The sequence below is a fragment of the Bacillus sp. FSL P4-0334 genome, assembly GCF_038004825.1.
Classification (GTDB): Bacteria; Bacillota; Bacilli; order Bacillales; family Bacillaceae; genus Bacillus; species Bacillus velezensis.
The window spans coordinates 602,493-629,276 of sequence record NZ_JBBORX010000001.1; the positions used below are offsets into that span (position 1 = coordinate 602,493).

The 26,784-nt window shown below is 46.9% G+C and carries 32 protein-coding genes and 1 pseudogene; 4 read left to right on the forward strand and 29 right to left on the reverse strand.

Annotation, left to right across the window (positions count from 1 at the left end):
* Window positions 1-6 precede the first annotated feature (6 nt).
* The 14 genes from NSQ37_RS03085 to spoIIR form a co-directional block, all read right to left on the reverse strand.
* Window positions 7-552 (reverse strand): F0F1 ATP synthase subunit delta, encoded by a 546-nt coding sequence (locus tag NSQ37_RS03085; protein ID WP_003151169.1) that lies wholly within the window; start codon window positions 550-552, stop codon window positions 7-9.
* A complete protein-coding gene (atpF, locus tag NSQ37_RS03090) occupies window positions 549-1,061 on the reverse strand; it encodes a F0F1 ATP synthase subunit B (RefSeq protein WP_003151168.1) in 513 nt (170 codons plus the stop codon). Before atpF ends, NSQ37_RS03085 begins: the two co-directional genes overlap by 4 nt.
* Before the next feature lie 142 nt (window positions 1,062-1,203).
* Window positions 1,204-1,416 (reverse strand): F0F1 ATP synthase subunit C, encoded by a 213-nt coding sequence (atpE, locus tag NSQ37_RS03095; protein ID WP_003151167.1) that lies wholly within the window; start codon window positions 1,414-1,416, stop codon window positions 1,204-1,206.
* Window positions 1,417-1,461: 45 nt separating this feature from the next.
* Window positions 1,462-2,196 (reverse strand): F0F1 ATP synthase subunit A, encoded by a 735-nt coding sequence (gene atpB / locus NSQ37_RS03100; RefSeq protein ID WP_014419099.1) that lies wholly within the window; start codon window positions 2,194-2,196, stop codon window positions 1,462-1,464.
* A gap of 7 nt (window positions 2,197-2,203) precedes the next feature.
* Window positions 2,204-2,587 carry an ATP synthase subunit I gene (gene atpI / locus NSQ37_RS03105; RefSeq protein ID WP_003151155.1) on the reverse strand — a complete coding sequence of 128 codons (384 nt, stop codon included), beginning with the start codon at window positions 2,585-2,587 and terminating at the stop codon, window positions 2,204-2,206.
* A 420-nt stretch (window positions 2,588-3,007) separates the two neighbouring features.
* Window positions 3,008-3,637, reverse strand: a complete 630-nt coding sequence (gene upp, locus NSQ37_RS03110) for a uracil phosphoribosyltransferase (RefSeq protein WP_003151154.1) — start codon at window positions 3,635-3,637, stop codon at window positions 3,008-3,010.
* Between the two features lie 134 nt (window positions 3,638-3,771).
* Complete coding sequence (glyA, locus tag NSQ37_RS03115; protein WP_015418416.1) at window positions 3,772-5,019, reverse strand: serine hydroxymethyltransferase; 1,248 nt, start codon at window positions 5,017-5,019, stop codon at window positions 3,772-3,774.
* Between the two features lie 147 nt (window positions 5,020-5,166).
* Window positions 5,167-5,709: a TIGR01440 family protein gene (locus NSQ37_RS03120; protein WP_007407598.1), complete on the reverse strand. Its 543-nt coding sequence runs from the start codon at window positions 5,707-5,709 to the stop codon at window positions 5,167-5,169.
* A 13-nt stretch (window positions 5,710-5,722) separates the two neighbouring features.
* Window positions 5,723-6,172 carry a ribose 5-phosphate isomerase B gene (gene rpiB / locus NSQ37_RS03125; protein WP_003151149.1) on the reverse strand — a complete coding sequence of 150 codons (450 nt, stop codon included), beginning with the start codon at window positions 6,170-6,172 and terminating at the stop codon, window positions 5,723-5,725.
* A gap of 133 nt (window positions 6,173-6,305) precedes the next feature.
* Window positions 6,306-6,761: a low molecular weight protein arginine phosphatase gene (locus NSQ37_RS03130; RefSeq protein WP_064115296.1), complete on the reverse strand. Its 456-nt coding sequence runs from the start codon at window positions 6,759-6,761 to the stop codon at window positions 6,306-6,308.
* Window positions 6,762-6,834: 73 nt separating this feature from the next.
* Window positions 6,835-7,392, reverse strand: coding sequence for a manganese efflux pump MntP (locus tag NSQ37_RS03135; protein ID WP_015418417.1), 558 nt, complete (start codon window positions 7,390-7,392; stop codon window positions 6,835-6,837).
* Window positions 7,393-7,460: 68 nt separating this feature from the next.
* Window positions 7,461-8,501: an L-threonylcarbamoyladenylate synthase gene (locus tag NSQ37_RS03140; protein ID WP_052827951.1), complete on the reverse strand. Its 1,041-nt coding sequence runs from the start codon at window positions 8,499-8,501 to the stop codon at window positions 7,461-7,463.
* A 156-nt stretch (window positions 8,502-8,657) separates the two neighbouring features.
* Complete coding sequence (locus NSQ37_RS03145; RefSeq protein ID WP_007407603.1) at window positions 8,658-9,101, reverse strand: hypothetical protein; 444 nt, start codon at window positions 9,099-9,101, stop codon at window positions 8,658-8,660.
* A gap of 70 nt (window positions 9,102-9,171) precedes the next feature.
* Window positions 9,172-9,852 carry a stage II sporulation protein R gene (spoIIR, locus tag NSQ37_RS03150; protein WP_059367634.1) on the reverse strand — a complete coding sequence of 227 codons (681 nt, stop codon included), beginning with the start codon at window positions 9,850-9,852 and terminating at the stop codon, window positions 9,172-9,174.
* A 160-nt stretch (window positions 9,853-10,012) separates the two neighbouring features.
* Here spoIIR and NSQ37_RS03155 point away from each other — a divergent pair, with 160 nt between their 5' ends.
* Complete coding sequence (locus NSQ37_RS03155) at window positions 10,013-10,387, forward strand: UPF0715 family protein (protein WP_253612751.1); 375 nt, start codon at window positions 10,013-10,015, stop codon at window positions 10,385-10,387.
* Here NSQ37_RS03155 and NSQ37_RS03160 read toward each other — a convergent pair.
* The 3 genes from NSQ37_RS03160 to prfA form a co-directional block, all read right to left on the reverse strand.
* Window positions 10,374-10,652 (reverse strand): DUF5316 family protein, encoded by a 279-nt coding sequence (locus tag NSQ37_RS03160; protein WP_020954349.1) that lies wholly within the window; start codon window positions 10,650-10,652, stop codon window positions 10,374-10,376. The two genes, NSQ37_RS03155 and NSQ37_RS03160, sit on opposite strands and share 14 nt — an antisense overlap.
* 70 nt (window positions 10,653-10,722) lie before the next feature.
* On the reverse strand, window positions 10,723-11,583 hold the full coding sequence (gene prmC / locus NSQ37_RS03165; RefSeq protein WP_015240760.1) for a peptide chain release factor N(5)-glutamine methyltransferase: 861 nt from the start codon (window positions 11,581-11,583) through the stop codon (window positions 10,723-10,725).
* A gap of 1 nt (window position 11,584) precedes the next feature.
* Complete coding sequence (prfA, locus tag NSQ37_RS03170) at window positions 11,585-12,655, reverse strand: peptide chain release factor 1 (protein WP_003151139.1); 1,071 nt, start codon at window positions 12,653-12,655, stop codon at window positions 11,585-11,587.
* Window positions 12,656-12,766: 111 nt separating this feature from the next.
* Between prfA and gloA2 the strand changes: the two genes are divergently transcribed.
* Window positions 12,767-13,150: an SMU1112c/YaeR family gloxylase I-like metalloprotein gene (gloA2, locus tag NSQ37_RS03175; RefSeq protein ID WP_003151138.1), complete on the forward strand. Its 384-nt coding sequence runs from the start codon at window positions 12,767-12,769 to the stop codon at window positions 13,148-13,150.
* Window positions 13,151-13,259: 109 nt separating this feature from the next.
* Window positions 13,260-13,823 carry a chromosome-anchoring protein RacA gene (racA, locus tag NSQ37_RS03180; protein WP_012118668.1) on the forward strand — a complete coding sequence of 188 codons (564 nt, stop codon included), beginning with the start codon at window positions 13,260-13,262 and terminating at the stop codon, window positions 13,821-13,823.
* 33 nt (window positions 13,824-13,856) lie between these two features.
* On the opposite strand, the gene NSQ37_RS03185 is transcribed toward racA, so the two are convergent.
* The 11 genes and pseudogenes from NSQ37_RS03185 to spo0F form a co-directional block, all read right to left on the reverse strand.
* Window positions 13,857-14,813, reverse strand: coding sequence for an AEC family transporter (locus NSQ37_RS03185; protein WP_007407608.1), 957 nt, complete (start codon window positions 14,811-14,813; stop codon window positions 13,857-13,859).
* Between the two features lie 86 nt (window positions 14,814-14,899).
* Window positions 14,900-16,597 (reverse strand): oxaloacetate-decarboxylating malate dehydrogenase, encoded by a 1,698-nt coding sequence (gene malS / locus NSQ37_RS03190; RefSeq protein WP_007407609.1) that lies wholly within the window; start codon window positions 16,595-16,597, stop codon window positions 14,900-14,902.
* A 283-nt stretch (window positions 16,598-16,880) separates the two neighbouring features.
* The gene (locus NSQ37_RS03195; RefSeq protein WP_015240762.1) at window positions 16,881-17,465 is read right to left on the reverse strand and encodes a thymidine kinase; all 585 of its coding nucleotides are present in this window, start codon (window positions 17,463-17,465) and stop codon (window positions 16,881-16,883) included.
* 84 nt (window positions 17,466-17,549) lie between these two features.
* Window positions 17,550-17,750 carry a 50S ribosomal protein L31 gene (gene rpmE / locus NSQ37_RS03200; RefSeq protein WP_003151132.1) on the reverse strand — a complete coding sequence of 67 codons (201 nt, stop codon included), beginning with the start codon at window positions 17,748-17,750 and terminating at the stop codon, window positions 17,550-17,552.
* A 121-nt stretch (window positions 17,751-17,871) separates the two neighbouring features.
* Complete coding sequence (gene rho, locus NSQ37_RS03205) at window positions 17,872-19,158, reverse strand: transcription termination factor Rho (RefSeq protein WP_003151107.1); 1,287 nt, start codon at window positions 19,156-19,158, stop codon at window positions 17,872-17,874.
* Window positions 19,155-19,363: pseudogene (locus tag NSQ37_RS21195) on the reverse strand (hypothetical protein). Before NSQ37_RS21195 ends, rho begins: the two are co-directional and overlap by 4 nt.
* A gap of 201 nt (window positions 19,364-19,564) precedes the next feature.
* Window positions 19,565-20,530 (reverse strand): class II fructose-bisphosphatase, encoded by a 966-nt coding sequence (glpX, locus tag NSQ37_RS03215; protein WP_003151105.1) that lies wholly within the window; start codon window positions 20,528-20,530, stop codon window positions 19,565-19,567.
* 33 nt (window positions 20,531-20,563) lie between these two features.
* Window positions 20,564-21,853: a UDP-N-acetylglucosamine 1-carboxyvinyltransferase gene (locus NSQ37_RS03220; protein ID WP_007407612.1), complete on the reverse strand. Its 1,290-nt coding sequence runs from the start codon at window positions 21,851-21,853 to the stop codon at window positions 20,564-20,566.
* Between the two features lie 309 nt (window positions 21,854-22,162).
* Window positions 22,163-22,801, reverse strand: coding sequence for a fructose-6-phosphate aldolase (gene fsa, locus NSQ37_RS03225; RefSeq protein WP_007407613.1), 639 nt, complete (start codon window positions 22,799-22,801; stop codon window positions 22,163-22,165).
* Window positions 22,802-22,919: 118 nt separating this feature from the next.
* On the reverse strand, window positions 22,920-23,777 hold the full coding sequence (locus tag NSQ37_RS03230) for a class II fructose-bisphosphate aldolase (RefSeq protein ID WP_003151102.1): 858 nt from the start codon (window positions 23,775-23,777) through the stop codon (window positions 22,920-22,922).
* Window positions 23,778-23,952: 175 nt separating this feature from the next.
* Window positions 23,953-24,327 carry a sporulation initiation phosphotransferase Spo0F gene (gene spo0F, locus NSQ37_RS03235; RefSeq protein ID WP_012118670.1) on the reverse strand — a complete coding sequence of 125 codons (375 nt, stop codon included), beginning with the start codon at window positions 24,325-24,327 and terminating at the stop codon, window positions 23,953-23,955.
* A 164-nt stretch (window positions 24,328-24,491) separates the two neighbouring features.
* Between spo0F and NSQ37_RS03240 the strand changes: the two genes are divergently transcribed.
* On the forward strand, window positions 24,492-25,013 hold the full coding sequence (locus tag NSQ37_RS03240) for a DUF2529 domain-containing protein (protein WP_163114086.1): 522 nt from the start codon (window positions 24,492-24,494) through the stop codon (window positions 25,011-25,013).
* Window positions 25,014-25,060: 47 nt separating this feature from the next.
* On the opposite strand, the gene pyrG is transcribed toward NSQ37_RS03240, so the two are convergent.
* Window positions 25,061-26,668, reverse strand: coding sequence for a glutamine hydrolyzing CTP synthase (gene pyrG, locus NSQ37_RS03245; protein ID WP_341123205.1), 1,608 nt, complete (start codon window positions 26,666-26,668; stop codon window positions 25,061-25,063).
* Window positions 26,669-26,784 lie beyond the last annotated feature (116 nt).

Genomic DNA, 26,784 nt, shown 5'->3' on the forward strand with positions numbered 1-26,784 from the left:
CCCCTTCTATCGATTTCCTCCGGCAAGTTGACGTTCCATGCGCTCAAGCTTTCCGCTTACGCTTCCGTCATATATCCGGTTTCCAATGCGGACTTTAATGCCGCCTATTAAATCCGTCTGCACTTCATTTCTGATTCTGAGCGAAGCGATTCCGGCTTTTTTTGCAAACACTTGAGACAATGATAACATTTCCGCTTCTGACAGCGGTTTTACTGAATAAACAACCGCGTCCTCTGTCTGACGGGCCTGATTGGCAAGTTTGATAAACTCGTCTGTGAGATCAGGCACAATCGAAGACCGGCGGCGGTCAATCAGAAGAAAAATCGTATGCAGCACAGACTCAGACAGTGCGCCGAACGATTGCTGAATCAGCTCTTTTTTCTTAGCGGCCGATACCTTCGGATGGCTTAACACTTCCTGTAATCCGGCTTCGTTCCGGAACACTTCTTTTAGTACGGTAAGCTCTTCTTCGATTTCATTGATTTGAGAAGTCTCAACGGCAATGTCGAAAAGCGCTGACGCGTATCGTTTAGAGACAGCAGATCCACTCATCGGCTTTCTCCTACCTCTTTAAGATAGTCCTGAATCAGTTGTTCCTGGGCTTGTTCATCAAGCTCTTTTTCAATCACTTTCGATGCGATTAAGACAGAAAGTGATGCGACTTGCTCGCGAAGTGCGGAAACCGCTTGTTCTTTTTCTTTAACAATTTCGGTTCTCGCCGCTTCTTTCAATCTTTCAGACTCGGCGCGTGCAGCCTGGATAATGTCTTCCTTCTGCTTTTCACCCAGTTTTTTCGCATTTTCAATGAGTGATTGTGATTCCTGTTTCGCTTCTTTTAAAAGAACGCGCTGCTCTTCAATCAGCTTCTGCGCTTCTTTATTTCTTTCTTCAGCGGACGTAATTTCGCCGGCGATATGATCTTCACGCTGTTTCATTATATTTAATAGCGGTCCAAGAGCGAATTTCTTGAGAAGCGCTAATAAAACTAACATAGCTAACAATTGGAATAGGATATCTCCGCCGTTAAACGACAGTCCTAATTCAAGAGGTAATTGAGACATCTACTACGGCAACTCCCTTCTGCAGGTTTTCTCTGCTGATAAAAAGCCGTTTCGGGACGGCCTGCTTATCAGACATAAAGCAATGGCGAAGGTTCTCTTAGAGTGATCTTCGCCATTTTTAGTTCATATAAGGCTTTTTTGCTTAGCCAAAGAACGCTAAGAACGCGATAACGACAGCGATAATCGGAAGGGCCTCAACCAATGCGATACCCATGAACATAAGAGTTCTAAGTTCTTTTCCTGCTTCCGGCTGACGGGCGATTCCCTCTACCGTACGTGAAACGATCAGACCGTTACCAATACCTGCACCAAGTGCACCTAAACCGATTGCAATTGCAGCTGCTATTAAATTCATGAAAAAGTTCCTCCTTTAAAATGTTATCCGAATGGATATATGATTTTAATGATCATGACTGATTTTGTGTGACATGTACACCATCGTCAGCATCGTAAAGATAAATGCCTGGATGGTACCGATGAACAAGCTGAACGCCTGCCATGCAAGCATCGGAAGAATGGCTCCGACTGTGCCGACCAAACCGAGAAAGAAGCTGTTTGAGTAGAAATTCGTCGCCAGATTCGCAAGCAGGCCAAGAAGAATTTCCCCGGCGAAAATGTTACCGTAAAGACGAAGTCCGAGTGTCAGCGTATTCGCAAACTCCTCAATGATCTTCATCGGGAACATAAGCGGAACCGGTCTGAGGTAATCCTTAGAGTATTCCTTCAAACCTTTCATCTTCACGCCGTAATAGTGCGTTAACGACACAACCATAACGGCTAGAGTCAGAGTAATAGCCGGATCGGCCGTCGGTGATTTCCACCAAAGCTCGTGTCCGACCGTTACAGAAAACGGCAGCCCCAGCATATTTGATACAAATATGTACATCAGCAAGGTTACACCAAGCGCCAAGAAGTTAGCCCCTGTTTTTAAATCCATTGTACTGCCTATAATATTGCGGACAAAATCAACAATCCATTCCATGAAGTTCTGGGCTTTTCCCGGACGGATAGACAGCGTTCTCGTAGTGAGAATCGCAATCAGCAGCACAATCACACTTGCCACAGTAATCATCAGAATGTTTGTCAGATTAAAAGTAAGACCAAACAAATCAATAGTTCTGTAATCGTGATTCAATGGGTTTTCACCTCTCTTCCATTGATGAACGTTTGAGCTGAATAATGGAATCTATCATAATGACGGGATAAATTGTCATTAATCCAATAATCACACTTGCCACACTGACTTTATCGGGATATTTAAAGGCGACAGCCATCGCAAGTATCGCATTGCACCAACGCGCTGCGCTCCCGAGTGATCGTATGGACTTTCCTTTCGCCACGGCCTTGTCAAAAGCATTCATTCTTCTGGTCAAGAGCCACAAATTAAACAAACTGAAAACAGTTCCCAAAAAGAGGCCTAAAAAAACAGTTTTATACGCCGTAAGACCATATCCCAGCAAATAGATTGCTAAGATTACAAATACATATCTCCGTTGTCTGCTGAATGTAAGATTGGGATCGTCCATCAACTATCTGTCTCCTGATGAAAATGTAATATAATTCCTGGATACGGCAAAACATGCGGTTAACCCTTTGCAGAAGGCCTTTTTTTGTCCCGCAAAACGGCCTGTTCGAAAAAACCACTCATCCTCCTGATGCCACGGGATGCTGTTTCATTCGCTTAGATAAATCCTCATATAACGGGTTTTTTGGAGGATTTAAAATGAGGATGGATACTAGAAATGAAAGGAATGAAAACCTTCTCATAATACCCTCGTTTAGCATACAATAGCCCCTAACATGTGTCAATCTGTTTAAAGTTAAAAAACTTTTTATACCGGAAGCATACACAGAATGTTCACAATTTCACCTATAAATGTATGAACTCTTCCCATTCAGCAAATATCTGGATAAAAAAAGAAAACCCCTGAATGAGGTTTTCCGATTTATTTGGTTCCGTACAGTCTGTCACCCGCGTCACCGAGGCCCGGAACGATATAGCCTTTTTCATTCAGTTTTTCATCAAGGGCTGCGATGTAAATATCAACGTCAGAATGATGTTTCTGCAGCTCTTCCACGCCTTCCGGAGCCGCTACAAGACACATAAAACGAATGTTTCTCGCGCCGCGCTTTTTCAGGCTGTTTATCGCTTCCACCGCAGAGCCTCCCGTAGCAAGCATCGGATCCACGACAATAAATTCGCGTTCTTCTACATCAGAAGGAAGCTTGACATAGTATTCCACCGGTTTTAAGGTTTCCGGATCACGGTATAATCCGACATGTCCCACTTTAGCGGCCGGGATTAATTTCAGCATGCCGTCAACCATTCCGAGACCCGCTCTCAGGATCGGCACGATACCGAGTTTCTTCCCTGAAATCACTTTGGATGTCGCTGTTTGAACAGGTGTTTTCACTTCCACTTCTTTAAGAGGAAGATCACGTGTAATTTCAAACGCCATCAGTGATGCGACTTCGTCCACAAGGTCTCTGAAATCCTTTGTGCCTGTATTTTCATTCCGAATATATGTCAGCTTATGCTGGATTAAAGGATGATCAAATACGTAAACCTTTCCCATACTGTGTTCAGCTCCTTTTTTGTTGTCCGAGTGACTTTTTCACACTTCTATTGATTCTACAGAAAAAGACAAACAGTTTCAAGAAAATCATAAAAAAACCCGCCGGATTAAGGTTCCGGCGGGTTTCTTCCTTATTAATAGTCCAGTTCTTTATATAAAGGAAACTTTTCAGTCAAGGCAGATACGCGCTGTCTCGCTTCTTCAAGTTTTGCTTCGTCTTCATGATGTTTCAGCGCGAGGCCGATGATAGCGCCGACTTCTTCAAGCGCGTCACCGTCAAAGCCGCGGCTTGTCACAGCTGCCGTACCGAGACGGATTCCGCTTGTGACGAACGGTTTTTCCGGATCGTAAGGGATCGCGTTTTTATTAGATGTAATGCCGATTTCATCAAGAACGTGTTCAGCGACTTTTCCGGTCAGACCGAGAGAGCGGAGGTCGACAAGCACAAGGTGGTTATCCGTTCCGCCTGATACGAGCTGAATGCCCTCTTTGTTCAGAGACTCAGCCAGGCGCTTCGCGTTCGAGATGACGTTTTGCGCATATGTTTTGAAATCATCTTCAAGCACTTCTCCGAAAGAAACGGCTTTGGCCGCGATGACATGCATAAGCGGTCCGCCTTGGATTCCCGGGAAAATGGATTTATCAATCTTTTTGCCGAACTCTTCACGGCAAAGGATCATTCCTCCGCGGGGTCCGCGAAGTGTTTTGTGAGTCGTTGTCGTTACAAAGTCAGCGTAAGGAACCGGATTCGGATGAAGGCCGGCTGCGACAAGACCCGCGATATGCGCCATGTCGACCATGAAGTAAGCGCCGACTTCATCAGCGATTTCGCGGAATTTTTTAAAGTCGATCGTGCGGGGGTACGCGCTCGCTCCGGCAACGATCAGTTTCGGCTTATGCGCCAGCGCTTTTTCACGCACATCTTCATAATCTATATATTGCGTGTCTTTATCGACACCGTATTCTACAAAGTTGTATTGAACGCCGCTGAAATTAACCGGGCTTCCGTGTGTTAAGTGGCCGCCGTGGGAGAGGTTCATCCCGAGCACCGTGTCGCCGTGCTCTAAAATCGTGAAGTAAACAGCCATGTTCGCTTGAGCGCCTGAGTGCGGCTGAACGTTTACATGCTCAGCTCCGAAAATCTCTTTCGCGCGGTCGCGGGCGATGTCCTCAACGACATCAACATGCTCACAGCCGCCGTAGTAGCGTTTGCCGGGGTAGCCTTCAGCATATTTGTTTGTTAAAACAGAGCCTTGTGCTTCCATTACCGCTTCCGTCACGAAGTTTTCAGAAGCAATTAATTCGATCTTAGTCTGTTGACGCTTACGCTCATCTTTGATGGCGTTAAACACTTGTTTGTCTTGTACAGGTAAATGTTTCATCAGCGAGATCCTCTCCTATCCGTTTCCTGTTCTTTATTTTTACCACCCTTATTGTACATGGTTTTTCAGGTGAATGTAACAGCTTATTTAAAAAAATCACAAAATTTAATTAGAAAACACGAACATTATACAGGAAAAGCATTTTCATCATTCGCATTCATAAACGGCGCGAATTCCGCCTATCAGCTTCGGCCTTGTCCGGGCCATCGTCACATGTGCTTCTCCAAGCTCACGGCTTGATATCCGGACAGGGACGGCAACGGGTTTCAGATGCATGCCGATGAACGTATCGCCGATGTCGATCCCGGCGTCAGCCTGAATCGATTCGGCGAGCACGGGAGAACGCATCTGCCGGTATGCATAAGAGGCCATTGCTCCGCCCGCTTTCGGGACGGGGACGGCTGAAACAATGGGGAGCCTAAACCGCTCGGCCGTTTCCGCTTCAATGACAAGCGCCCTGTTTAAATGCTCGCAGCATTGAAAAGCAAGATGCACACCCGTTTTTTCCTTAAACCGGTTAAGTCCGCCGTATATCAATTCAGCCCAATCCCCGCTTCCGGCGGTGCCGATCCGGCTTCCGGCGGCTTCACTTGTACTGCACCCGATCACCAGCAGACTGCCGTCCGTCAGTCCTGCCTGCTCTTGAAACTCAGTCAGCATGTCCGTCCATTTTTGCTTCATCTCTTCCATTGTCCAGCACCTCTTACAGATTTTTTTCTTCGTAATCTGCGATTTTGCCGATCCGCCGTTCGTGGCGGCCGCCCGTAAATTCAGTCGTCAGCCAGACTTTTGCGATTTCGCGCGCCAGCCCCGGGCCGATGACGCGTTCGCCCATCGCAAGAACATTCGTGTCATTGTGTTCACGCGTCGCTTTTGCGCTGAAGGTGTCATGGGCAAGCGCACAGCGTATTCCCTTTACCTTATTTGCGGAGATGCTCATGCCGATGCCTGTGCCGCAAATTAAAATTCCCCTGTCAGCTTCGCCGTTCACCACTTTTTCCGCTACCGGAAAAGCGTAGTCTGAATAATCGACAGAGCCGGCGCCGCATTCACAGCCCATATCAATGTATTCAATCTGCAATTCATCCAAAAGACTTTTTATTTCTTCGCGGATATGGACGCCGCCGTGATCTGACGCAATAGCTACTTTCATTCATTTACCTCCTAGGTGTGGCTGGGCGAAGACAGCCCAGTGTGCTTGTCCTTTTTATTACGAAATCCGTTGATTTCATTCTACTCTTTCACATTCGTTTTGCAAATGACCTGTTTGCAGATTTTCTGACAGATTACTTGCTTTTTCCGCCAAGCAATTGATCAGCCAAAAGGGTCAGCAGCTCCTCCAGTTCGTCCCGCGTTTGTTTATAAACATCAAGCGGACCGCCGAACGGGTCAGAGATATCGCCGTTTTCTCCCGTTACGTATTCTTTAATGGTAAAGACTTTGCCCTGACTGTTTTGATATCGGCCTGCAATCAGCTGTTTGTGCTGTTCCGTCATCGCCAGCACCAGATCAGCCGTCTCGATATGTTCTTCCGATAAGGGAGATGAACTGTGATTGAGAGCGATCCGTTTTTCAAACAGCGCTTCCACGGCATGGGCTGACGCTTTTCCGTTCGGAGACGCGAATACGCCGGCCGAACTTACGCTGACGTCCAGCCCTTTCGTTTCTGCAATGGATTTAAAAAGAGCCTCAGCCATAGGACTGCGGCACGTATTGCCTGTACATACAAAGATTATTTTCATGTCCGTCACCTCTTACTGCCTATTATAAATGAAGAAAAAAGAAACGGCATCTTCGTTTCTTTTTTTACGTATCTTATATCGGTAAAAGCAGTTTCAGCCCGAATCCGATCAAAATGGCTCCGCCAAGCGCTTCGCTGTAGGAGCCGAGCCACGACTGCACCTTTCTTCCCGCCAAAAGGCCCGCCCATGTTAAAACGGTGCTGAAAACCCCGAACAGCGTAACGGCCAGAAACGGATTGGAACCGTTCATCCCGAGACTGAGCCCGACAGAAAAGCTGTCCAGACTGACACCGACCGCAAACAGCAACAGTCCCGAGCCTGCCGGAGATATGAGCGGCCCGTCTGATTGTTTAAACGCGGCGATGATCATCTGCACCCCTAAAATGAAAAGAAGAGATCCGCCGATGTAAACGGCGAGCATCCCCAGAAAACCGGACAGCAGATGCCCGGCCGCCATTCCCGCAAGCGGCATCATGACATGAAACAGCCCGATGACAACCCCTATATGAAAAATCTGTTTTTTCTTCAGCTGAATCATTCCCATTCCGAGCCCGACGGAAAAGGCATCCGTCCCCAAAGCAAATGCCATGATGCTTAAGGAGACAAGTTCCCCGATGAATAGATTCGACATGAAATAAAAACCCCCTTGGACGTGCCCGCTTGTTTAGCTTATGCATGTCCGATAAGGGGTAGAACAAGTTAATGGATAACGGTGCCGCCTGCGGCTTTCATCAGCCTGTTCATAATGGCAAGCCCCACTCCGGTATCCGGAAAGGACTCAGAAATAATCATGTCCACTTCCGCTTCATCAAAGCTGCGGAGCGCATCGTATAAGGCGGACGCCACTGTTTCAAGGTCGGCGCGTCTGCCGCAGACCTTGATATAATCAGCCTGGTAACTATCGGCGTTCTCTTCTGTTGTCAGAATGCCGATTCGTTTCCCCCGGCTTTTATATGCGTCTGCCAGTTCTTGAATTCTCCGGGCGCCGCCGTCGGCAATAGCCATCGGCGCAGAAGGCGCGTAATGTGTATATTTCATACCGGGAGAAATAGGAACTTCATCTTCTTCGGTCAGCCCTTTATCCACAAGAATCGGACCGGCGGCGGATTCAATCTGCTCTTTTGTCACGCCGCCCGGACGAAGCAGCACGGGCTGTTTCCCCGTACAGGACAGAACGGTTGATTCCACTCCGATTCCCGTCGCGCCGCCGTCCACAATGCCGGCAATGCGGCCGTTTAAATCATGAGCTACATGCTCGGCCTTCGTCGGGCTCGGTTTTCCTGATAAATTGGCGCTCGGCGCGGCGATCGGCAGTCCGGCCGAACTGATGAGGGCTAACGCTACCGGATGATCAGGCATTCTGACCGCTACCGTCTCAAGTCCCGCGGTGACACGGGGTGACAGCACACCGGGCTTACACGGCAGAACAAGGGTCAGCGCCCCCGGCCAGAATAGCTTCATAAGCTTTTTCGCCGTCTCAGGAATATGGCTGATAAAACGATCAAGCTGGCTGATATGGGATATATGCACAATCAGCGGGTTATCGCTCGGCCTTCCTTTCGCCTCATATATTTTCGTTACGGCTTCCGTATTTTCAGCGTTAGCGCCCAGTCCGTAAACGGTTTCTGTCGGAAAAGCCACAACCTCATTCTGCCGCAGCAATTCCGCGGCTTGTGTAATCTGGGGATCGGTTGTGGATAATTCTGCGGAACAATCCACAAACCATCTTCTTGTTTTCATGTATAACCAAACTCCTTATTTTAAAGCGGTAAAACTTTATTTTCTCTCGTGTATTCCTTTTGAAAGTATAAAAGATGTCCTTTAATAAAACAAGTGTTATCCACAAACTGTGGACAACACTTTTTAATAAGTGGATAACCTTGTGTATAAGTTAGATTAGGCAGAGGTTTTCACCATTAAAAACGAACCTTCTGTGCATAACGAGTTGCGGAAATGTTCGGACGTATACAGTTCATCAGGCGCATCGGCGCACGCTTCAAATCCCATCACATTCAGAAACTCAGCAGATGAGGGCTGATTGGCGACTAAGTAGACATCTTGAATCTCATGTTTTTTGCACAGCACATCCATACTTTGAAACAGTGTAACGATATGGCTTTGATTCAGCCTGTCCGACATGACGAGTGAACGGAGAAGCCCTTTTCCGCCGCTGAATTTTTCGATCCCGAGACAGGCGGCAATCATTTTTTCGCTGTCTTCCAGTACGATAAACCGGCTGATCTGCTGATCGATTTCCGCATGTGCCGTATCAGCCTTTTTCAAAAAGGCCTCCAGCGCCTCCGTATCTTGATCTCTTGCCACTCTCAGCTGATAAAACATATATTTCCCTCCGTTTCGATCAACTCTTTCTTCCAATCTATGAATCGAATCCGGATTTATGCCTTTTACTTCAGGAAAATAGATCTGAAATCCAATCGACGAGGAAAAACTTCACTTCGGTATCATCATCATCTTTATTTTCTTTCTTCGCTTTATCAGCCTTTGTTTTTACGTCATCCAGCACTTTTTTAGTCTGTTTCTGCGTTTCTTCCTGCTTCTGTCCGCCGTCTTCCTGATCTTTCACCGCTTCGCCGTTTGAGAAATCAAGGAAGCACAGCGGCGGAAACAAGACGCACCACCAGTTGGCGCCCTCGCCATTGCCGAGTGTAATTAAAATCGCTTCATATTTTCCGGCCGGATAGACCATATTGCCGTAAAGCTTTGTCGGAAACGAGATTTTATTGAATTGAACTGAAACGGATTGATGCGCACCCTTTTCTTTCATCGTTTGTTTGGCGATTTCTTTAATTTCAGGAAGCTTCGAACGAATGAGCCGCCGCGCTTCTTCAATGGAAGTGATATCTTTCACCCAGTCCGTAATTTGCTTGTTTACAGCATCTCTGATCTGGCGCTTGAGCTTTTGATCCTCATCGTTATCACTGTTGGCCAAAATTCTGAGCCGGATCGCTTCATCCGGTATGACGACGGGCTCATCGGCTGATGCCCGCGCCGTTTCTTCTTTTGTCAAACCCGCAAGCGCTCCTGATAATAAAAGAAAAATATATATGCAGATCATCATTGTCTGTTTCATCGGTCCCCACCGTTCCTCTCCGTGCTTTTTTTATCTAGTCCCATTATGGACATGACGGAAAAGGTTTAAACCGGCGGGAAGAAAAAAATCTAGCAAGCTGATAATCTGCATTGACAGATTCAAAATATGGTACGATATTATTTTGATAGGAGGTTTTCAGATGAAATATAATTACACCGTGCTGCTGTCGGCGGCATGTATGTCTGTCATTTATTCTATTTTGTATGTTCATCAATTCATTTTCGCGGCTTTCATTTCGATGGCGTTTTATTTTTTGTTTCCTTATTTGATTTTTGCGCTGCCGCTTCAATACTTTCTGAATAAAAAGCCGAAGAGATTTCATCCGCTGTATCTTCTTTATTATTTAGGGGTGTCATTCATTGCAAACGGGATCATCTTCGGTCTTTTGCAGCCGTCAGGCCAATCTCTGTTTTCTAATTCAGCCTTTTATATCTTTGCGGTTTTAACAGCCGTCGTCTATTGGGTATGGGATTCCGTATTGCTTCAAAGACAAAATCCGGCTACAGAAGCGTAATCAGCAGACAGCCGGCTGAAGGGAGAGCGGCGCAAAAGAAAACGGCGGCCATCTTTAAACGGGCGTGCCGTCCTTCTTCTGTTTCAGAATGATAATTGGCCCGCTGCTCCGCTCCGCTTACGGCCAACCCGGAAACGATGATCGCTGTGACGATAAGAACAGCCGTAACGGCGCCGAAAATGATGTCAACGCCAAACGGCAGAACAAACCCCGCCGCATAAGCTGCGGCGGCGAGTATACATCCGAAGGCGAACGCTTTTTTCAAGGCGGATGCCCCTTTCATTTTCTTTCCATTGTAACAAAAGCCCGCCGTGTGCGTCACCGGCGGGCTTTTTTCATGATGTGATGACCGCGGATACGGTTCTGTCTTTTCCGTTGATGTCCTGTACGACTTCCACTTCCGCATTCGGAAAGGAATGACGGAACAGGTCTTTCACGGCTTTCCCCTGATTATATCCGATTTCAAAGACGACAAGCGCTTTATCTTTCATGACAAGAGGCAGCTCCTCCATAAACCGCTTGTAGAATTTCAAACCGTCACCGCCGTCCGTAAGAGCATGAAGCGGCTCATGGAAACGGACGATATCCGACAAATCCGCCATTTCTTCTTCAGAAATATACGGCGGATTGGAAACAATAATATCCGCTTTTTTCCCTGATGAAATAAAAGGAGTTAACAGATCTCCCTGCAAAAAACAGACGTCCGCTCCGAGGTTTTGCGCATTTCTTTCCGCCACCTGCAGCGCTTCTTTTGAAATATCCGAAGCCGATACTGAAAAATGTCCGCATTCAAGCGCGAGCGTCACCGCAATGGCTCCGCTCCCCGTACCGATATCAATGACGTTCAGTCGTTCTGCCTCGGAAAATGCCCGCTTCTGTCTGTCCAGCAGATGAAAGACGACTTCTTCCGTTTCCGGACGCGGAATGAGAACATCGTCATTCACAAAAAATTCCCTGCCGTAAAACTGTTCTTTCCCGATAATATATTGAATCGGAATACCTTCTTTATGCATCTCCACGTGCCGTCTGAATCGATAAAGCTCGTCCTCGCCGACGGGCTCCTGCAGACTTGCGAGAAGTTTGCTCCGATCCATTCCGGTATCATTTAACAGCAGCAGCTCGGCCGCGTTTTTTTCTCTTCCCGCTTCGGTTAAATAAGAAGAAGCCCAGCTTAGGGCTTCAAAAACGGTCTTCATCTTAATTTTCCGCCTGCTGGAGCTTGCTTGACTGGTCTTCTACGATTAACGCTTCAACTACTTCATCAAGCTTGCCTTCCAGGATTTGATCCAGCTTTTGAATCGTCAGGCCGATGCGGTGATCCGTCACACGGTTTTGCGGGAAATTGTATGTGCGGATACGCTCGGAACGGTCGCCTGAACCGACGGCTGATTTACGGGTCTGATCATATTCAGCCTGAGCTTCCTGCTGGAATTTGTCATAGATTCTGGCGCGGAGCACCTTCATCGCTTTTTCTTTGTTTTTAATCTGAGATTTTTCATCCTGACAGGATACGACGACACCGGTCGGTAAATGCGTCAGGCGTACGGCCGACATCGTCGTGTTTACGCTTTGTCCGCCCGGTCCGCTTGATGCGAATGTATCGACGCGGATGTCTTTTTCGTGGATGTCCACTTCTACTTCTTCCGCTTCAGGAAGACACGCCACCGTCGCCGTGGATGTATGAATACGGCCGCCTGATTCCGTTTCCGGAACACGCTGTACGCGGTGCGCGCCATTTTCATACTTCAGCTTGGAGTATGCGCCTTTTCCCGTAATCATAAAGATGATTTCTTTGTAACCGCCTGTTCCGGTCACGTTTGCTTCCATGACTTCAGTCTTCCAGCCTTGGATTTCGGCATAACGGGAGTACATTCTGTAGAGATTTCCCGCAAACAGCGCGGCTTCTTCTCCTCCCGCTGCTCCGCGGATCTCCATGATTACGTTTTTGTCATCGTTCGGGTCTTTCGGGATGAGGAGCACTTTCAAACGCTCTGATAAGGTTTCCGTCTCTCCCTGCAGTTCGGAGATTTCTTCCTTCACCATTTCTCTCATATCGGCATCAAGCTTTTCCTCAAGCATCGCTTTCGCATCGGCAAGCTGTTCTGATGCGTCTCTGTATTGTCTATAGACTTCAACGGTTTCTTGTATATCAGATTGCTCTTTCGAATATTCTCTAAGCTTTTTCGGATCGTTGACCACTTCCGGATCACTTAAAAGCTCATTTAATTTTTCGTATCGTTGTTCAATTGACTGTAAACGGTCTAACACGGTCTTCACCTCTGTTTTCCTGTGCGTAACATTCTCATTATAGTATAGGGCTTATCGCCAGTCAAAAGCAATTCGCCTCTGTTATACTGAAGCAAAAAAGGAGGGGCGGATATGCTGAAATCCATCCACCATATAGCAATCATATGCTCTGATTATGAAAAGTCGAAAGCTTTTTACACCGAGATTCTCGGTTTCGGCATTATAAAAGAAACATACCGAAAGGAACGGGAATCTTATAAACTTGATCTTGCGCTGGACGGCGCGTACGCGATTGAATTGTTTTCCTTTCCCGATCCGCCCGAACGGCCGACCAGACCGGAAGCCGCGGGTCTCCGGCATCTCGCCTTCACCGTAAACGATCTTGAAGCAGCCGTCAGGGAGCTAAAGGAAAAGGGCGTCGGCACAGAACCGATCAGAACCGATCCGCTGACGGGGAAACGGTTTACCTTTTTCTTTGATCCCGACAAGCTTCCGCTTGAATTGTATGAAGCGTAAGTTTTTTGAAGAAATGCCGCTTTCTTTGGCGAATTCCTTCTTGTTTTGTCTAACATGAAGGGAACGCCGCCTCATGGTCGAATACCTAGCAAAAAGGAGGTATGTGATCATGAATACAAACATGGCCGCGAAAGAGCTCGGCGTCTCCGCAAAAACGGTGCAAAGGTGGGTCAAGCAGCTGAATCTTCCGGCTGAACGGAATGAGCTCGGACATTATTCCTTTACACCTGAGGATCTTGATGTGCTGAAATCGGTCAAACGGCAAATTTCTGAAGGCACTGCCCTTCTGGACGTTCAAGTGCCCCGGCAGCCGAAAAAACGGACGGGCTTCATTTTGCAGCGTCCGAAAATCAATGGCGGCGCTGAACAAAGATTGGCAGAGCTGGAGCGCAAACTGGACATTCTCACGAAAGAGAAACAAGGTGAGAGCCATCTGCTTTCAAGGATAGAGGAGCTTGAACGCCAGCTGAAACAAAAGGCGGATGAAGGGGTGTCTTATCAGCTTCTTCAGCACAGGCGGGAAATTGACGACCTCAATACCGAATTGCAGACATTGGCCTCCCGCATCCAGGAACTTGCCCAGACAGCTCCCCTCTCAGAAACAGCCGCTTCTTCAGAACATAAGAAACCCAGAAAAAAAACGAGATTTTCGCCTTTTAAATTTCAATTCTAATCAAAAAAGCTCCCTGAAACAGGGAGCTTTTCATTATGCAGTCAGCGCAATGATGATCGGCAGTGAGATGAGAGATAAAATCGCACTGATCACGAACGCGGACGCAGTTTCTTCCTCTTGTTTTTCGAAACGTGTGGCAATCATCGCCGCTACCGCAGATCCAGGGAATGCAACGAGCAATACCGCTTTAGTGATCTGGTCAGCCGGAAGTCCGACTGCAAGAGCGATCAAGTACATCAGCGCAGGCTGAACGGCAACTTTTAACAAAGCGATACCGAAAGCCGGCAGACTGAGCTTAATGTTGCGGATACCGACAGTTACACCGACGGCGAAGAGCGCAACACCTGATGTTGTGCTTCCGAGCTGATCAAGCATTTTTTCTCCCAAGCCAGGGAGTGTTACACCGCAGAGTACCAGAATGATACTGATAAGCGGTGCAGCCGCAAGCGGTTCGGAAAGACCGTGAAGAATAGACTTACCAGTCATTTTCCAGAAGTTCTCGTTTTCAGTGTCTTTTTTCTTAGATGACTCACCGACAGTAGCGATAATGATCGCAAGCGGGTCAAGTATGGCGTTAACCACGATACCCGTAACGGCGATAGGAATCGCTACTTCGCTTGCTCCGAATAAGCTTCCTAGTACGGGAATACCCATAAAAGCAAATGTCGGCTGTGCAGAGTTTAAAGAAAATACAGATGAATTCGTTAAATCATACTTGAAGATAAATTTGCAAACCAACAGAATGACGATAAAGAATCCGACAATCCCAATGATCAAAGCGACCATTAAAGGAACCTGTGATAAAAACGCACTTCTTGAAGTGGTTAAAATACTAGCGATAAAATGCGCCGGAAGCGCGTACTTCGTAACTAAGGTGCTTACCCCTTTTGCTGACTTCGCGTCATAACTTCCGAAGCGACCTGCGAACCATCCCAGCACGATCACGAAAAAGATCGGCGCCAGGAGGATTAAAATATCTAAGAAGCTCAAAATGTTCTCCTCCAAATCCTTAATGTCCGTATACTTTAGCCTTTACATAAAAGCTTTCCCTCGGACTGTAAAATTAATCGTAAAAATTATTTAGCGACAACTTGTTTATATTGCGGTTTCCACATTGCATCAAGAACGGCTTGTTCTACATTTTCAGGAATGCGGTTTGCCACGCCTTCTTTAATGGCAGTTTCCGCTACGGCGATCGCAACTTTAATTGAAACTTCTTGTAAGTCGCTCATGCTCGGCAGAAGGCCTGCACCCGGTGTTTCAAAATCAACGCTTTCTGCGATTGCGTCAGCAGTTGCCGCAAACATTGCAGGAGTAATCACTTTCGCTTCTACAACGATTGAACCGAGACCAAGTCCAGGGAACGCGAATGCGTTGTTAGATTGTCCGATTTCATGAGAAACGCCATTGTACTCTACATTGTCAAACGGGCTTCCTGTCGCCACAAGCACTTTGCCGTCAGTCCATTTGAAAAGATCGCTAGGAACGGCTTCAGCAAGCGGTGTCGGGTTAGACATCGGCATGATGACCGGACGCTCAACGTGTTTTGCCATTTCTTTGACGATTTCTTCACTGAACGCGCCGCTTTGGCCTGATGTACCGATTAAGATTGTCGGTTTCGCTTGACGGATCACTTCAATGAAAGGAATTTGTCCATTTTCATCGCGTTTCCAATCTTTAATTTCTTCAGCTGTGCGCAGGTACGGCTCTTGGAAATCAAGAATGTTTTCCATACCTTCAATTAACAAGCCTCTGTAGTCCATTGTGTAGAACGCTTTGTTGGCTTCTTCTTCAGAAAGACCGGCAAGCACCATAGTGTCGCGGATTTGGTCAGCGATTCCGATTCCGGCAGATCCCGCACCGAAGACAACCACACGCTGGTCTTTAATAGACGCGCCTGTTTTCTTCATAGCCGCAAGCACACCTGCAAGCGTAATCGCGCCTGTTCCTTGAATGTCATCATTGAATGTAAGAATTTCATGGTTGTATTTCTTCATGATATTGCGCGCGTTTTTGTTTCCAAGGTCTTCCCAGTGAAGAAGAGCTTTAGGGAAATATTTAAGCGCAGCTTTTACATAAGCGTCAACGAAAGCTTCGTAACGTTCGCCTTGGATACGTTCATGGCGGTTACCGATGTATAAAGGATCGTTCAGAAGTTTTTCATTGTTCGTACCGACGTCAAGAACGACAGGAATAACACGGCTTGGGTCAATACCGGCGGCAGCTGTGTATACCGCTAATTTACCGATGGCGATGTTGATACCGCCTACACCCCAGTCACCGATTCCGAGGATGCTTTCTGAGTCTGTCGCAACGATCAGATCAATATCTCCGGCAGTGGCATGAAGGTTTTCAAATGCCTCTTCAATCCCTTCCACGTTATCGATAGAAAGGTAAATCCCTTGAGGTCTTCTGTACTCATGGCTGTATTCTTGAATCGCTTCACCGACAGTCGGTGTGTAAACAACCGGCAGCATTTCACGAAGATGGTTTTGAAGCAATTTAAAGAAAAGAACTTCGTTACGGTTTTGCAAATCATTCAAATATACGTTTTGGCGAAGGCGGTCCGGCTGAGCTTGAAACTGCTCGTATGCGCGTTTTGCCTGCTCATCAAGAGACAGAATTGTCGGAGGAAGCAGCCCGTCTAATCCAAGGCTTTTTCTTTCTTCTGCTGAAAACGCAACACCTTTATTTAAAGTAGGGATAGATAGAACTTCTTTTCCTCTTAAAGTAGTTTCTAAGTTGCCTTCCTTCGTTACTTTAATATTATTCAAGAAAATCTCCTTCTTTCTTCAAATAGTTAACAAAGTTAAGTAATTACCCATTTTGGCTAGTGTGATCGCGATCTGCTATATCTTTTTTTGACAATTATTCGAACAATGTCTCATAACTATTTACATTACTTAGTCATTTTATGCCTGTAAAAATGAAAATTCAAGAGATGAAAATTACTTAATTTTTTCATACTCTTTTTTAAGTTATTTAACTACAATTTTTGAAAAAACGTCAAAAAAACACCGGATTTTTTACCGATGTTTTCATGAAAAGGGTTATTTATCAGTCTGTTTTTTTCGGCACTTCGTGATGATGTCTGCATCTCGCTTCGTATGACTCCGACGCGCCGACTAAAATGACCGGATCATCATAGGAAGCGGGCTTCCCGTCAATCAAACGCTGCGTACGGCTTGCCGGCGACCCGCAAACGGAGCAGACCGCCTGCAGCTTCATCACCGATTCGGCAACCGCCATCAGATTCGGCACCACGCCGAAAGGCTCTCCCCGGAAATCCATATCAAGTCCGGCCGCGATGACACGATAGCCTTTATCCGCAAGCGAGGATAAGTCGCCGATGATCGATTCGCCGAAAAACTGCACCTCATCTACCGCGATGACGTCCGTGCTTTCACTGATATGATCCCATATTTCAGCCGAAGACGAGATGACGTGGCTTGTCATGGATGTGCCGTTGTGAGAAACGACGGCCTCCTCACTGTAGCGATTATCAATGGCAGGTTTGAATACCTTAACCTCCTGCTTCGCATATGTCGCTCTTTTCACTCTGCGGATCAGCTCTTCTGATTTCCCAGAGAACATGCTGCCGCATATCAGCTCAAGCCATCCGCTTTGCTTCATTATGTACATAGGCTATCCGCTCCCCTTTTTTTCCTGTTTATGGGCATAAAAAACAGGCAAGAAGCAATTCTTGCCTGCCTGTAAAATCTATTATTACTTAAGACCGTATTTTTTGTTAAAGCGATCAACACGACCATCAGCAGAAGCGAATTTTTGACGTCCAGTGTAGAATGGGTGGCATTCAGAGCAAATCTCAACGCGTACCTCTTCTTTTACTGAGCCTGTTTCAAATTCATTTCCGCAAGCGCATTTAACTGTTGCTTTTTTGAAATTAGGATGAATTCCTGCTTTCATTGTATCCATCTCCTTCCGCCCTGAATCCCGTGTGGAAACAGAGTTATTATTCCGGAGTAATCCGGAACGCATATGAGAGAATTATATCAGTCATTTACTGCATTTGCAAATACATTTTTTATCAGCGGCGGGCTGATGATGAAAGGTTTGCCTGCTTCCATTCTTGGTTGATCAGATCAAAGAATTCCTGATTCGTTTTTGTTTTTTTCATTTTTCTCATAAACTTCTCTGCGAAGTCCGGAGAATCAGACATCGATTTGCGGATCGCCCATAGACGGTCAAGATGCTCTTTCGGCACGAGCAGCTCTTCCTTCCGTGTGCCGGAGCGGCGGATATCGATCGCCGGGAAAATCCGTCTTTCCGCAAGAGAACGGTCAAGGTGAAGCTCCATGTTGCCCGTTCCTTTAAACTCTTCATAGATGACGTCATCCATCCGGGAGCCCGTGTCTACGAGCGCCGTCGCCAAAATGGTCAGGCTGCCGCCCTCTTCAATGTTTCTCGCGGCACCGAAAAAGCGCTTCGGACGATGGAACGCAGCCGGGTCAATCCCGCCGGAAAGCGTACGTCCGCTTGGCGGGATAACGAGGTTGTAGGCCCGTGCCAGGCGGGTAATGCTGTCCATCAGAATGATAACGTCTTTTTTGTGTTCAACGAGACGCATCGCCCGTTCAAGCACAAGCTCCGCTACCTTAATGTGATTTTCCGGCACTTCATCGAACGTCGAGCTGACGACATCGCCCGCTACGGAACGTTCAATATCCGTTACTTCTTCCGGTCTTTCATCAATTAAGAGAACAATCAATTCAGCGTCAGGCTGATTTGTCGTAATGCTGTTAGCGATTTCTTTCAACAGCATGGTTTTACCGGCTTTCGGCGGCGCTACGATCAGACCGCGCTGGCCGAAACCGACGGGAGCCATCATATCGAGAATTCTTGTTGAGAGATAATTCGGTTTCGTCTCAAGCACCATTTGGCGGTCCGGATAAAGCGGAGTCAGCGCAGGAAAATGGACGCGCTCTTTCGCAGATTCCGGATCATCTCCATTTACCGCTTCAACGTGCAAAAGTCCGTAATAGCGTTCGTTTTCTTTCGGCGGACGCACCTTGCCGGATACTTTGTCACCGTTTCTTAAATCAAAGCGGCGGATCTGGGAAGCAGAAATGTAGATGTCTTCTGAGCTTGGCGAGTAATTAATCGGTCTGAGGAAGCCGAATCCTTCCGATTGGATGATTTCGAGCACGCCTTCCATAAACAGAAGATCCTCCTGCTCGGCGTTGGCTTTCAGAATGGCAAAGATTAATTCTTTTTTAGTCAGTTTGCTGTAGTAGGAGATTTTATAATGTCTGGCCAGTTCATATAGTTCTTTTAATTTCATATTTTCCAAAGAGGAAATAGATACGTCTTTCATAAAAACACCACGCTTTTCATAGTCAATGTATTGCTGTTTTCATTCAAATCGGCTGCTTCGCATGATTCCGCCAAAGCACATTCTTTTATAAAACGTTCAGGAACTTCTATCGGTAACACTTCCACCCATGATCGGCGCTTTTTTAAAAAAGGAATGTCTTAATGAGTTTTGAAGGAAGCGAGGACAAAAACTTGAGAAGATCAATATTTATATCGTCTGTATGCGGTAGAATTTGAAAATTTCCCAGTACTCAAAAGAAGGAATGACACAGAAAAATCGCAGCACTCTTTATTTTTACCTCATTTCAAAAAATTATTCAACTTAAATAATGCTTTGACATATAAATGATAGGGTTGACTCTTTATTGCAAAAGAAAAGCGGGACTTTCCGTCCCGCTTTTATCTATTTATGGCCGGATCACAAGATTTGGTTTTTTCTTCAGGCTGTGTCTTCCGTCAACGAATCGGACCGTTCCTGATTTCGCCCGGATGACCAGACTTTCAGTCGTGCCGACGGAGCCTTTGAACTGAACGCCTTTCAGCAGCTCTCCGTCCGTGACGCCCGTTGCGGCAAAAATGGCGTCATCCCCTCTCACAAGGTCCTCCATCCGGAGCACTTTGGATACATCAAGGCCCATTCGCTCACAGCGGGCTTGCTCTTCCGCACTTTGCGGCAGAAGCCTGCCGATGATTTCGCCGCCGAGCGCTTTTAACGCAACGGCAGACAGCACGCCTTCAGGAGCCCCGCCTGAACCGAAGAGAATGTCTACTCCCGTATGGTCAAAGGCCGTATTGATGGCGCCCGCGACATCACCGTCGTTGATCAGTTTGATTCTGGCGCCCGCCTCACGCAATTCAGAGATGATCTTTTCGTGTCTGTCACGATTTAAAATGGTTGCCACGACATCTTCAATGTCTTTGTTTTTCGCTTTCGCAACGGCTTTTAAGTTATCAATGACAGGCGCTTCAATATCGATGCAGCCTACCGCTTCGGGACCGACCGCGATTTTTTCCATATACATATCCGGGGCGTTCAGCAGTGTTCCATGGTCGGCGACCGCGATCACCGTCAGCGCATTCCAGCCGCCGCTCGCTACGATGTTTGTGCCTTCAAGAGGATCGACGGCGACATCGACGCGCGGGCCGTATCCGTTTCCGAGTTTTTCGCCGATGTAAAGCATCGGCGCTTCATCCATCTCGCCTTCCCCGATCACGACCGTGCCTTTCATCGGCACCGTGTCAAACACGTCACGCATTGCGCTTGTCGCCGCATCATCAGCTTCATCTTTTTTCCCGCGGCCCATCCATCTGGCAGATGCTAAAGCCGCCGCTTCAGTGACTCGAACCAATTCCATCGATAAGCTTCTTTCCATTTCAACACGATCTCCTCTCAAAAGTCCGCATTTCTATGAATTTTGGAGCTGTTCTATCTCTTCGTCCGTCAGCCTTTGCCGCCAGATTGTGGCGCCCAGACCTTCGAGTTTTTTCTCAAGATTGCTGTAGCCGCGGTCTAAATGCTCAAGACCGGTAATTTCGGTTACGCCGTCAGCCATGAGCCCGGCGACGACCAGACAAGCACCTGCACGCAGATCGCTCGCCTTTACTTTTGCGCCCTGAAGCTCGGCCGGACCTGTGATAATGGCCGATCTGCCTTCCACTTTCATGTTGGCCCCCATCCGTCTCAGCTCATCTATATGTTTAAATCGGGCCGAGTAGATGGTGTCGGTTACGACGCTCGTACCGCTGGCTCTCGTTAACAGAGATGTCATCGGCTGCTGAAGATCAGTCGGGAATCCCGGGTAAACAAGCGTTTTTACGTCGACCGGTTTTATCTGCTTCTGCCCGCCGAGCATAAGAAGCTGATCGTCACTCGTCTCAATGTGAAAACCCATTTCCCTGAGCTTCGCCGTTAATGACTCCAGGTGAGTCGGTATGACATTATCAATAATGACTTCTTTCCCCATCGCGGCGCCGGCGATCATAAAGGTGCCCGCCTCAATTCTGTCCGGAATGATCGTATGCCTGCATCCGTGCAGCTCTTTTACGCCGTCGATTCTGATTACATTGGTTCCCGCGCCTTTGATCTTTGCGCCCATGCTGGTGAGCAATGTGGCAACATCAATAATCTCAGGTTCCTTGGCGGCGTTTTCTATCACGGTTTTACCTTCAGCCAGTACAGCGGCAAGCATGATATTGATCGTCGCTCCGACGCTGACGACATCTAAATAAATCCGTGCGCCTCTCAGCCTTTCGGCGCGCAGATAAATCGCGCCTTGTTCATTGGTGACTTCCGCCCCAAGCGCTTCAAACCCTTTGATGTGCTGGTCAATCGGCCGCGGCCCGAGATGGCATCCGCCCGGCAGTCCGATGACCGCCTGTTTGAAGCGGCCCAGCATCGCGCCCATTAAGTAATAGGAAGCGCGGAGTTTTTTCACTTTGCCGTTGGGAAGCGGCATGCTGATCATCGGGGAAGGGTCGACGACCATTTCTCCTTTTTCAAAATGGACGTTTCCGCCGATTTCTTTCAGCAGGTCACGCAGCGTTTCAATATCTGAGATCTCCGGAAGCCCTTCGATCGTTACTTCGGAATTTGCCAGAATGGTTGCGGGTATCAATGCGACGGCGCTGTTTTTCGCGCCGCTGATATGTACGGTTCCGTTTAACGGATCGCCGCCGGCAATATTCAACTTTTCCATGATAGTCTCCTTCCATAAGAAGATAGCTGCGGAGCGTAAATAAAATGGCATTTTATTCTGTCTCTGCAAATAAAGCTCTTGTCCAAAATGTAGCCAATTCGAAGAGAAAGAATACAAGGACATTATAAAATAACAGGAAGAAAATAGCGAAGCTTTGCGGGGCATTTTTAACACAGGATGCACAGAGGCCCGCCGGGTTCACATTCCGGGGAAACACACTCTTCACTTTGATACTTAAGGCCCGCTGCCAAACAGGAAAACATAAGGGTGCGGCAAACGGATGCAACCGGTTTGCCGCCCTTTTCACCCTTATTTATTCCAGTCTGCCAAGAATTGCTCGATGCCTTTATCCGTTAACGGATGTTTCGCCAGCTGGTGAATGACTTTCAGCGGCATCGTACCGATATGTGCACCGCGTAAAGCGGCTTCAGTCACGTGCTGCGCATGACGGATGGAAGCTGCGATGATTTGTGTATCAATGTCATGAATGTCAAAAATCTGTCTTATTTCTGAAATCAGTTCAAGACCGTTATGGCCGATGTCATCCAGACGGCCTAAGAACGGAGATACATAAGTCGCCCCGGCTCTTGCCGCCAAAAGCGCCTGGTTGGCACTGAAGATGAGCGTTACGTTTGTTTTAATGTTCAGGTCGCTCAGCGCTTTTACGGCTTTTAACCCTTCAGACGTCATCGGTATTTTCACCGTGATATTCGGTGCGATTTTCGCAAGTTCTTTACCTTCTTCAATCATTTCTTCAGCATTCAGGGAAATGACTTCCGCGCTTACTGATCCGCTCACGACTTCCGTAATCTCACGAAGTCTGTCATGGAAAGACACGTCAGCTTCTTTCGCCACTAAACTAGGGTTTGTCGTAACTCCGGCAAGAACGCCAAGTTCATAAGCTTCTTTAATCTCGTCAATGTTTGCTGTATCAATGAAAAATAACATAAGGAAAGCCTCCCCAGTAATAAATTTTCAGAACTGTAAAACATGATTGCGCTTTCTAAAGGTAAGACATAAAACCGCCTGTCAATGCTGTCAGGCGGTTTATGGATGTTACATTGGATTAAGCTTGGTTTGAAGAACCGAACTCACGCATTTTGCCGATAACCGTTTCTTTGATCGCTTCACGAGCAGGTCCAAGATATTTACGAGGATCGTATTCGTTCGGCTTAGCTGCCAATGTTTCGCGGACAGCTTTTGCAGAAGAAATTTGGTTTTCAGTGTTTACGTTGATTTTAGCCGTACCAAGTGAGATTGATTTTTTAATGTCGGCAGTCGGAATTCCTGTACCGCCGTGAAGTACTAATGGAAGGCCGGTTGATTTGCCGATATCTTCCATTTCTTTGAAACCGAGGTTCGGTTCGCCTTTGTAAGGGCCGTGAACAGAACCCAGTGCAGGTGCAAGGCAGTCGATGCCAGTGCGCTCTACAAGTTCTTGACACTCTTTAGGGTCAGCATAGATTACGCCTTCAGCGATCACGTCATCTTCCTGTCCGCCTACAGTTCCAAGCTCAGCTTCAACTGAAACGCCGTGGAAATGAGCAAGCTCAACCACTTTAGCTGTAGTTGCTACGTTTTCCTCAAACGGGTGGTGAGATGCGTCGATCATTACAGAAGTGAAGCCTGCATGAATCGCTTTCGCACAAGATTCAAAGCTTGAACCGTGGTCTAAGTGAATGGCGACAGGAACTGTCACTTTGTATTCTTCCATAAGAGCTTTAACCATGGCAACCACTGTTTTGAAGCCGCCCATGTAGCGTCCCGCGCCTTCTGAAACACCAAGAATAACCGGGGATTTTTCCTCTTCTGCTGCTTGTAAAATAGCTTGAGTGAACTCAAGGTTATTTAAGTTAAATTGTCCAACAGCATATCCTTTTTCTTTAGCTGTATTCAACATTTCCGTCATTGAAACTAAAGGCATGTCGAAAGTCCTCCTTATGTAGCCTGATTTGCTTCTTCTCGAAAAAAGCTTTCCACCTATAGCATGACCATAAAAACCTGTCATATGTAAAACAACAGATCGCTTTTTCTCCATCTCTAGGATACCAACTTTTCGACAAATCGGCAACACAATGACATAATTGTTTCTAATTTTATTAATTCGATTTTAGAGGTAAATATTTTTTCACCGCGTCTCTGATCTCATCAATGTCAAAAGGTTTCGCAAAATGAGTCAGCGCTCCGAGCTCTTTTGATTCCTTAATCATATCGAGTTCTCCGTAAGCGGTCATGATAATGACGCGGATAGATTCGTCGATCATCTTCATGCGCTTGAGAATTTCGATTCCGTCCATGCCGGGGATTTTCATATCTAAAAGCACGAGATCGGGCCGTTCTTTCGTTACGATGTCCAGCGCCTGTATGCCGTTGGCGGCCTGAAACGTCTGGTACCCTTCTTTATGAAACACTTCATTGAGCAATATGCGTATACCGTATTGGTCATCTACGATTAAAATCTTTTCATTCATCATTTTACACCCCAATATTATCATTTTCGTCAAAAGGAAGCAGTTGTTTATGTATTCTGTTTGATTTTCACATTTCCTTTAATTATAATAGTCTACTTTCCGACATTTTCTGAGCATTTTCTCTTTTGTTGTATACTGTTCTTGTATGTGTAAAGGAGGTTTCACTCATGTTAAAGATATTTACGACGCAGCTTGCAGGCATTTTTTCCCGCATTCAGGATAAGGAATCCGAAGCAATAGAAGACGGCGCGCGCCTGCTGGCGCAGGCAGCCGTCAGCGGCCATACCATTTATTTATACGGCGCAAATGAGATGCAGGGCATTTTGTGCGAGGCGGAACTCGGCTCAGAACCGATGCCTTCCGTCAAAGCGTTTCCGGATACAGCTGATTCGATTACAGAAAGCGACAGGGTGCTGATGTTTTGTTCAGGTCCGGGCACGGCTGAAGAACAGGAGCTGGCAAAAAAGCTTTATGAAAAAGGGATCGGCCTCGTTGGCGTATCTCCTGTCATCAAAGATCAAACCGGGATTGAGGAATTTTGTGATGTTCATATTGACAGCAAATTAAAAATGCCGCTTCTGCCTGATGAAGACGGGACAAGATACGGCTTTCCTTCATTAATGACAGGCCTGTATGTCTATCACGCACTGTCCTTTACGTTAAAGGAAATGATGCAGGAATATGCCTGATGCAGAAAAAAGACTTGCCGCTTTTAAAGGAGGCAAGTCTTTTTTTATTACTTCTGTTCTGCAGCTTGTACGGAAGCGCCGATAAAGTCTTTGAATAAAGGCTGAGGTCTTGTCGGTCTTGATTTGAACTCAGGGTGGAACTGGCAAGCGACATACCAAGGATGGTCTTTAAGCTCGATGATTTCCACAAGACGGCCGTCAGGGCTTGTTCCTGAGAACACAAAACCGTTCTCTTCCATTTTCTGTCTGTATTCGTTGTTGAATTCATAACGGTGGCGGTGGCGTTCGTATACCACTTCATCCGCATACGCTTCGAAGGCTTTCGTGTCTTCCTGAAGCTTACAAGGGTACAGTCCGAGACGAAGCGTTCCTCCAAGATCCTCGACATCTTTTTGTTCTGGCAGAAGGTCGATGATCGGATAAGGAGTGGACGGATCGATCTCCGCAGAGTGAGCCCCTTCCAGACCTAATACGTTTCGCGCATATTCAATGGATGCAATCTGCATACCGAGGCAGATGCCGAAGAACGGAATTTTATTCTCACGCGCATACTTGGCGGCGATGATTTTCCCTTCTACGCCGCGGTCTCCGAAACCGCCGGGCACGATGATTCCGTCTGTGCCGCTAGTCAGCTCTTGAATATTGCTTTCTGTCACTTCTTCGGCGTTAATCCATTTGATCTTCACATCAGCGTCAAACGCATAGCCGGCGTGGCGCAGTGATTCAACGACTGAAATGTAAGCGTCCTGAAGCTCGACGTATTTACCGACGAGGCTGATTGTAATGGTTTTAGACAAGTTTTTCACTTTCGTGACAAGGTCTTTCCATTCCGTCATATCCGGGTCTTTGCATTCTAATTTCATATGATCGCAGACAAGCTTATCGAGTCCCTGCTCCTGAAGGTTAAGCGGGATGGAGTAAAGGTTGTCCGCATCTTCGCACTCGATGACCGCTTTCGTGTCAATATCGCAGAAGAGCGCGATTTTATCTTTCATATCTTGAGAAATCGGCATTTCCGTGCGCACGACGATGATATTAGGCTGAATACCGAGGCTTCTCAGCTCTTTTACGCTGTGCTGCGTCGGTTTTGTTTTCAGCTCGCCCGCCGCTTTGATGTACGGAACAAGCGTACAGTGAATGTACATCACGTTTTCGTGGCCGATGTCGCTTTTCATTTGACGGATGGCTTCAAGGAACGGAAGGGATTCGATGTCTCCCACTGTTCCGCCGATCTCAGTAATGACTACATCTGCGTTTGTTTCTTTGCCTGCACGGTACACGCGGTCTTTCAGTTCATTTGTGATGTGCGGAATGACCTGAACCGTTCCGCCGAGGTAGTCCCCGCGGCGCTCTTTTTTCAATACGGCGGAATAAATTTTACCGGTCGTCACGTTGCTGAATCTGTTCAGATTAATGTCAATGAACCGCTCATAATGCCCTAAGTCAAGGTCAGTCTCAGCGCCGTCATCGGTAACGAATACCTCACCGTGCTGGTACGGGCTCATCGTTCCCGGGTCAACGTTGATATAAGGGTCAAATTTTTGGATGGTGACGCTCATGCCTCTGTTTTTCAAAAGGCGGCCAAGTGACGCAGCCACAATTCCTTTTCCGAGTGATGATACAACTCCCCCGGTTACAAAAATATATTTCGTCATTTCGTTTGCTCCTCTCTTCGGTCTGCGCTACATTCCTTAAAATGTGCCGTTTTATAGAAAATCATTTCACTAAAAACAAATGATGTGTAAAAGAATTTGGGAGATGAAAATAAGAA

Excerpts from the sequence above, each read along its gene's own strand:
- NSQ37_RS03085 (WP_003151169.1), bottom strand. The coding sequence starts at position 552 with ATGAGTGGATCTGCTGTCTCTAAACGATACGCGTCAGCGCTTTTCGAC.
- atpF (WP_003151168.1), bottom strand. The coding sequence starts at position 1,061 with ATGTCTCAATTACCTCTTGAATTAGGACTGTCGTTTAACGGCGGAGAT.
- atpE (WP_003151167.1), bottom strand. The coding sequence starts at position 1,416 with ATGAATTTAATAGCAGCTGCAATTGCAATCGGTTTAGGTGCACTTGGT.
- atpI (WP_003151155.1), bottom strand. The coding sequence starts at position 2,587 with ATGGACGATCCCAATCTTACATTCAGCAGACAACGGAGATATGTATTT.
- upp (WP_003151154.1), bottom strand. The coding sequence starts at position 3,637 with ATGGGAAAGGTTTACGTATTTGATCATCCTTTAATCCAGCATAAGCTG.
- glyA (WP_015418416.1), bottom strand. The coding sequence starts at position 5,019 with ATGAAACATTTACCTGTACAAGACAAACAAGTGTTTAACGCCATCAAA.
- NSQ37_RS03120 (WP_007407598.1), bottom strand. The coding sequence starts at position 5,709 with ATGGAAGAGATGAAGCAAAAATGGACGGACATGCTGACTGAGTTTCAA.
- rpiB (WP_003151149.1), bottom strand. The coding sequence starts at position 6,172 with ATGAAAGTAGCTATTGCGTCAGATCACGGCGGCGTCCATATCCGCGAA.
- NSQ37_RS03130 (WP_064115296.1), bottom strand. The coding sequence starts at position 6,761 with ATGAAAATAATCTTTGTATGTACAGGCAATACGTGCCGCAGTCCTATG.
- NSQ37_RS03135 (WP_015418417.1), bottom strand. The coding sequence starts at position 7,392 with ATGTCGAATCTATTCATCGGGGAACTTGTCTCCTTAAGCATCATGGCA.
- NSQ37_RS03140 (WP_052827951.1), bottom strand. The coding sequence starts at position 8,501 with ATGAAAACAAGAAGATGGTTTGTGGATTGTTCCGCAGAATTATCCACA.
- NSQ37_RS03145 (WP_007407603.1), bottom strand. The coding sequence starts at position 9,101 with ATGTTTTATCAGCTGAGAGTGGCAAGAGATCAAGATACGGAGGCGCTG.
- spoIIR (WP_059367634.1), bottom strand. The coding sequence starts at position 9,852 with ATGAAACAGACAATGATGATCTGCATATATATTTTTCTTTTATTATCA.
- NSQ37_RS03155 (WP_253612751.1), top strand. The coding sequence starts at position 10,013 with ATGAAATATAATTACACCGTGCTGCTGTCGGCGGCATGTATGTCTGTC.
- prmC (WP_015240760.1), bottom strand. The coding sequence starts at position 11,583 with ATGAAGACCGTTTTTGAAGCCCTAAGCTGGGCTTCTTCTTATTTAACC.
- gloA2 (WP_003151138.1), top strand. The coding sequence starts at position 12,767 with ATGCTGAAATCCATCCACCATATAGCAATCATATGCTCTGATTATGAA.
- racA (WP_012118668.1), top strand. The coding sequence starts at position 13,260 with ATGAATACAAACATGGCCGCGAAAGAGCTCGGCGTCTCCGCAAAAACG.
- NSQ37_RS03195 (WP_015240762.1), bottom strand. The coding sequence starts at position 17,465 with ATGTACATAATGAAGCAAAGCGGATGGCTTGAGCTGATATGCGGCAGC.
- rpmE (WP_003151132.1), bottom strand. The coding sequence starts at position 17,750 with ATGAAAGCAGGAATTCATCCTAATTTCAAAAAAGCAACAGTTAAATGC.
- rho (WP_003151107.1), bottom strand. The coding sequence starts at position 19,158 with ATGAAAGACGTATCTATTTCCTCTTTGGAAAATATGAAATTAAAAGAA.
- glpX (WP_003151105.1), bottom strand. The coding sequence starts at position 20,530 with ATGGAAAGAAGCTTATCGATGGAATTGGTTCGAGTCACTGAAGCGGCG.
- NSQ37_RS03220 (WP_007407612.1), bottom strand. The coding sequence starts at position 21,853 with ATGGAAAAGTTGAATATTGCCGGCGGCGATCCGTTAAACGGAACCGTA.
- fsa (WP_007407613.1), bottom strand. The coding sequence starts at position 22,801 with ATGTTATTTTTCATTGATACAGCAAACATTGACGAGATTAAAGAAGCT.
- NSQ37_RS03230 (WP_003151102.1), bottom strand. The coding sequence starts at position 23,777 with ATGCCTTTAGTTTCAATGACGGAAATGTTGAATACAGCTAAAGAAAAA.
- spo0F (WP_012118670.1), bottom strand. The coding sequence starts at position 24,327 with ATGATGAATGAAAAGATTTTAATCGTAGATGACCAATACGGTATACGC.
- NSQ37_RS03240 (WP_163114086.1), top strand. The coding sequence starts at position 24,492 with ATGTTAAAGATATTTACGACGCAGCTTGCAGGCATTTTTTCCCGCATT.
- pyrG (WP_341123205.1), bottom strand. The coding sequence starts at position 26,668 with ATGACGAAATATATTTTTGTAACCGGGGGAGTTGTATCATCACTCGGA.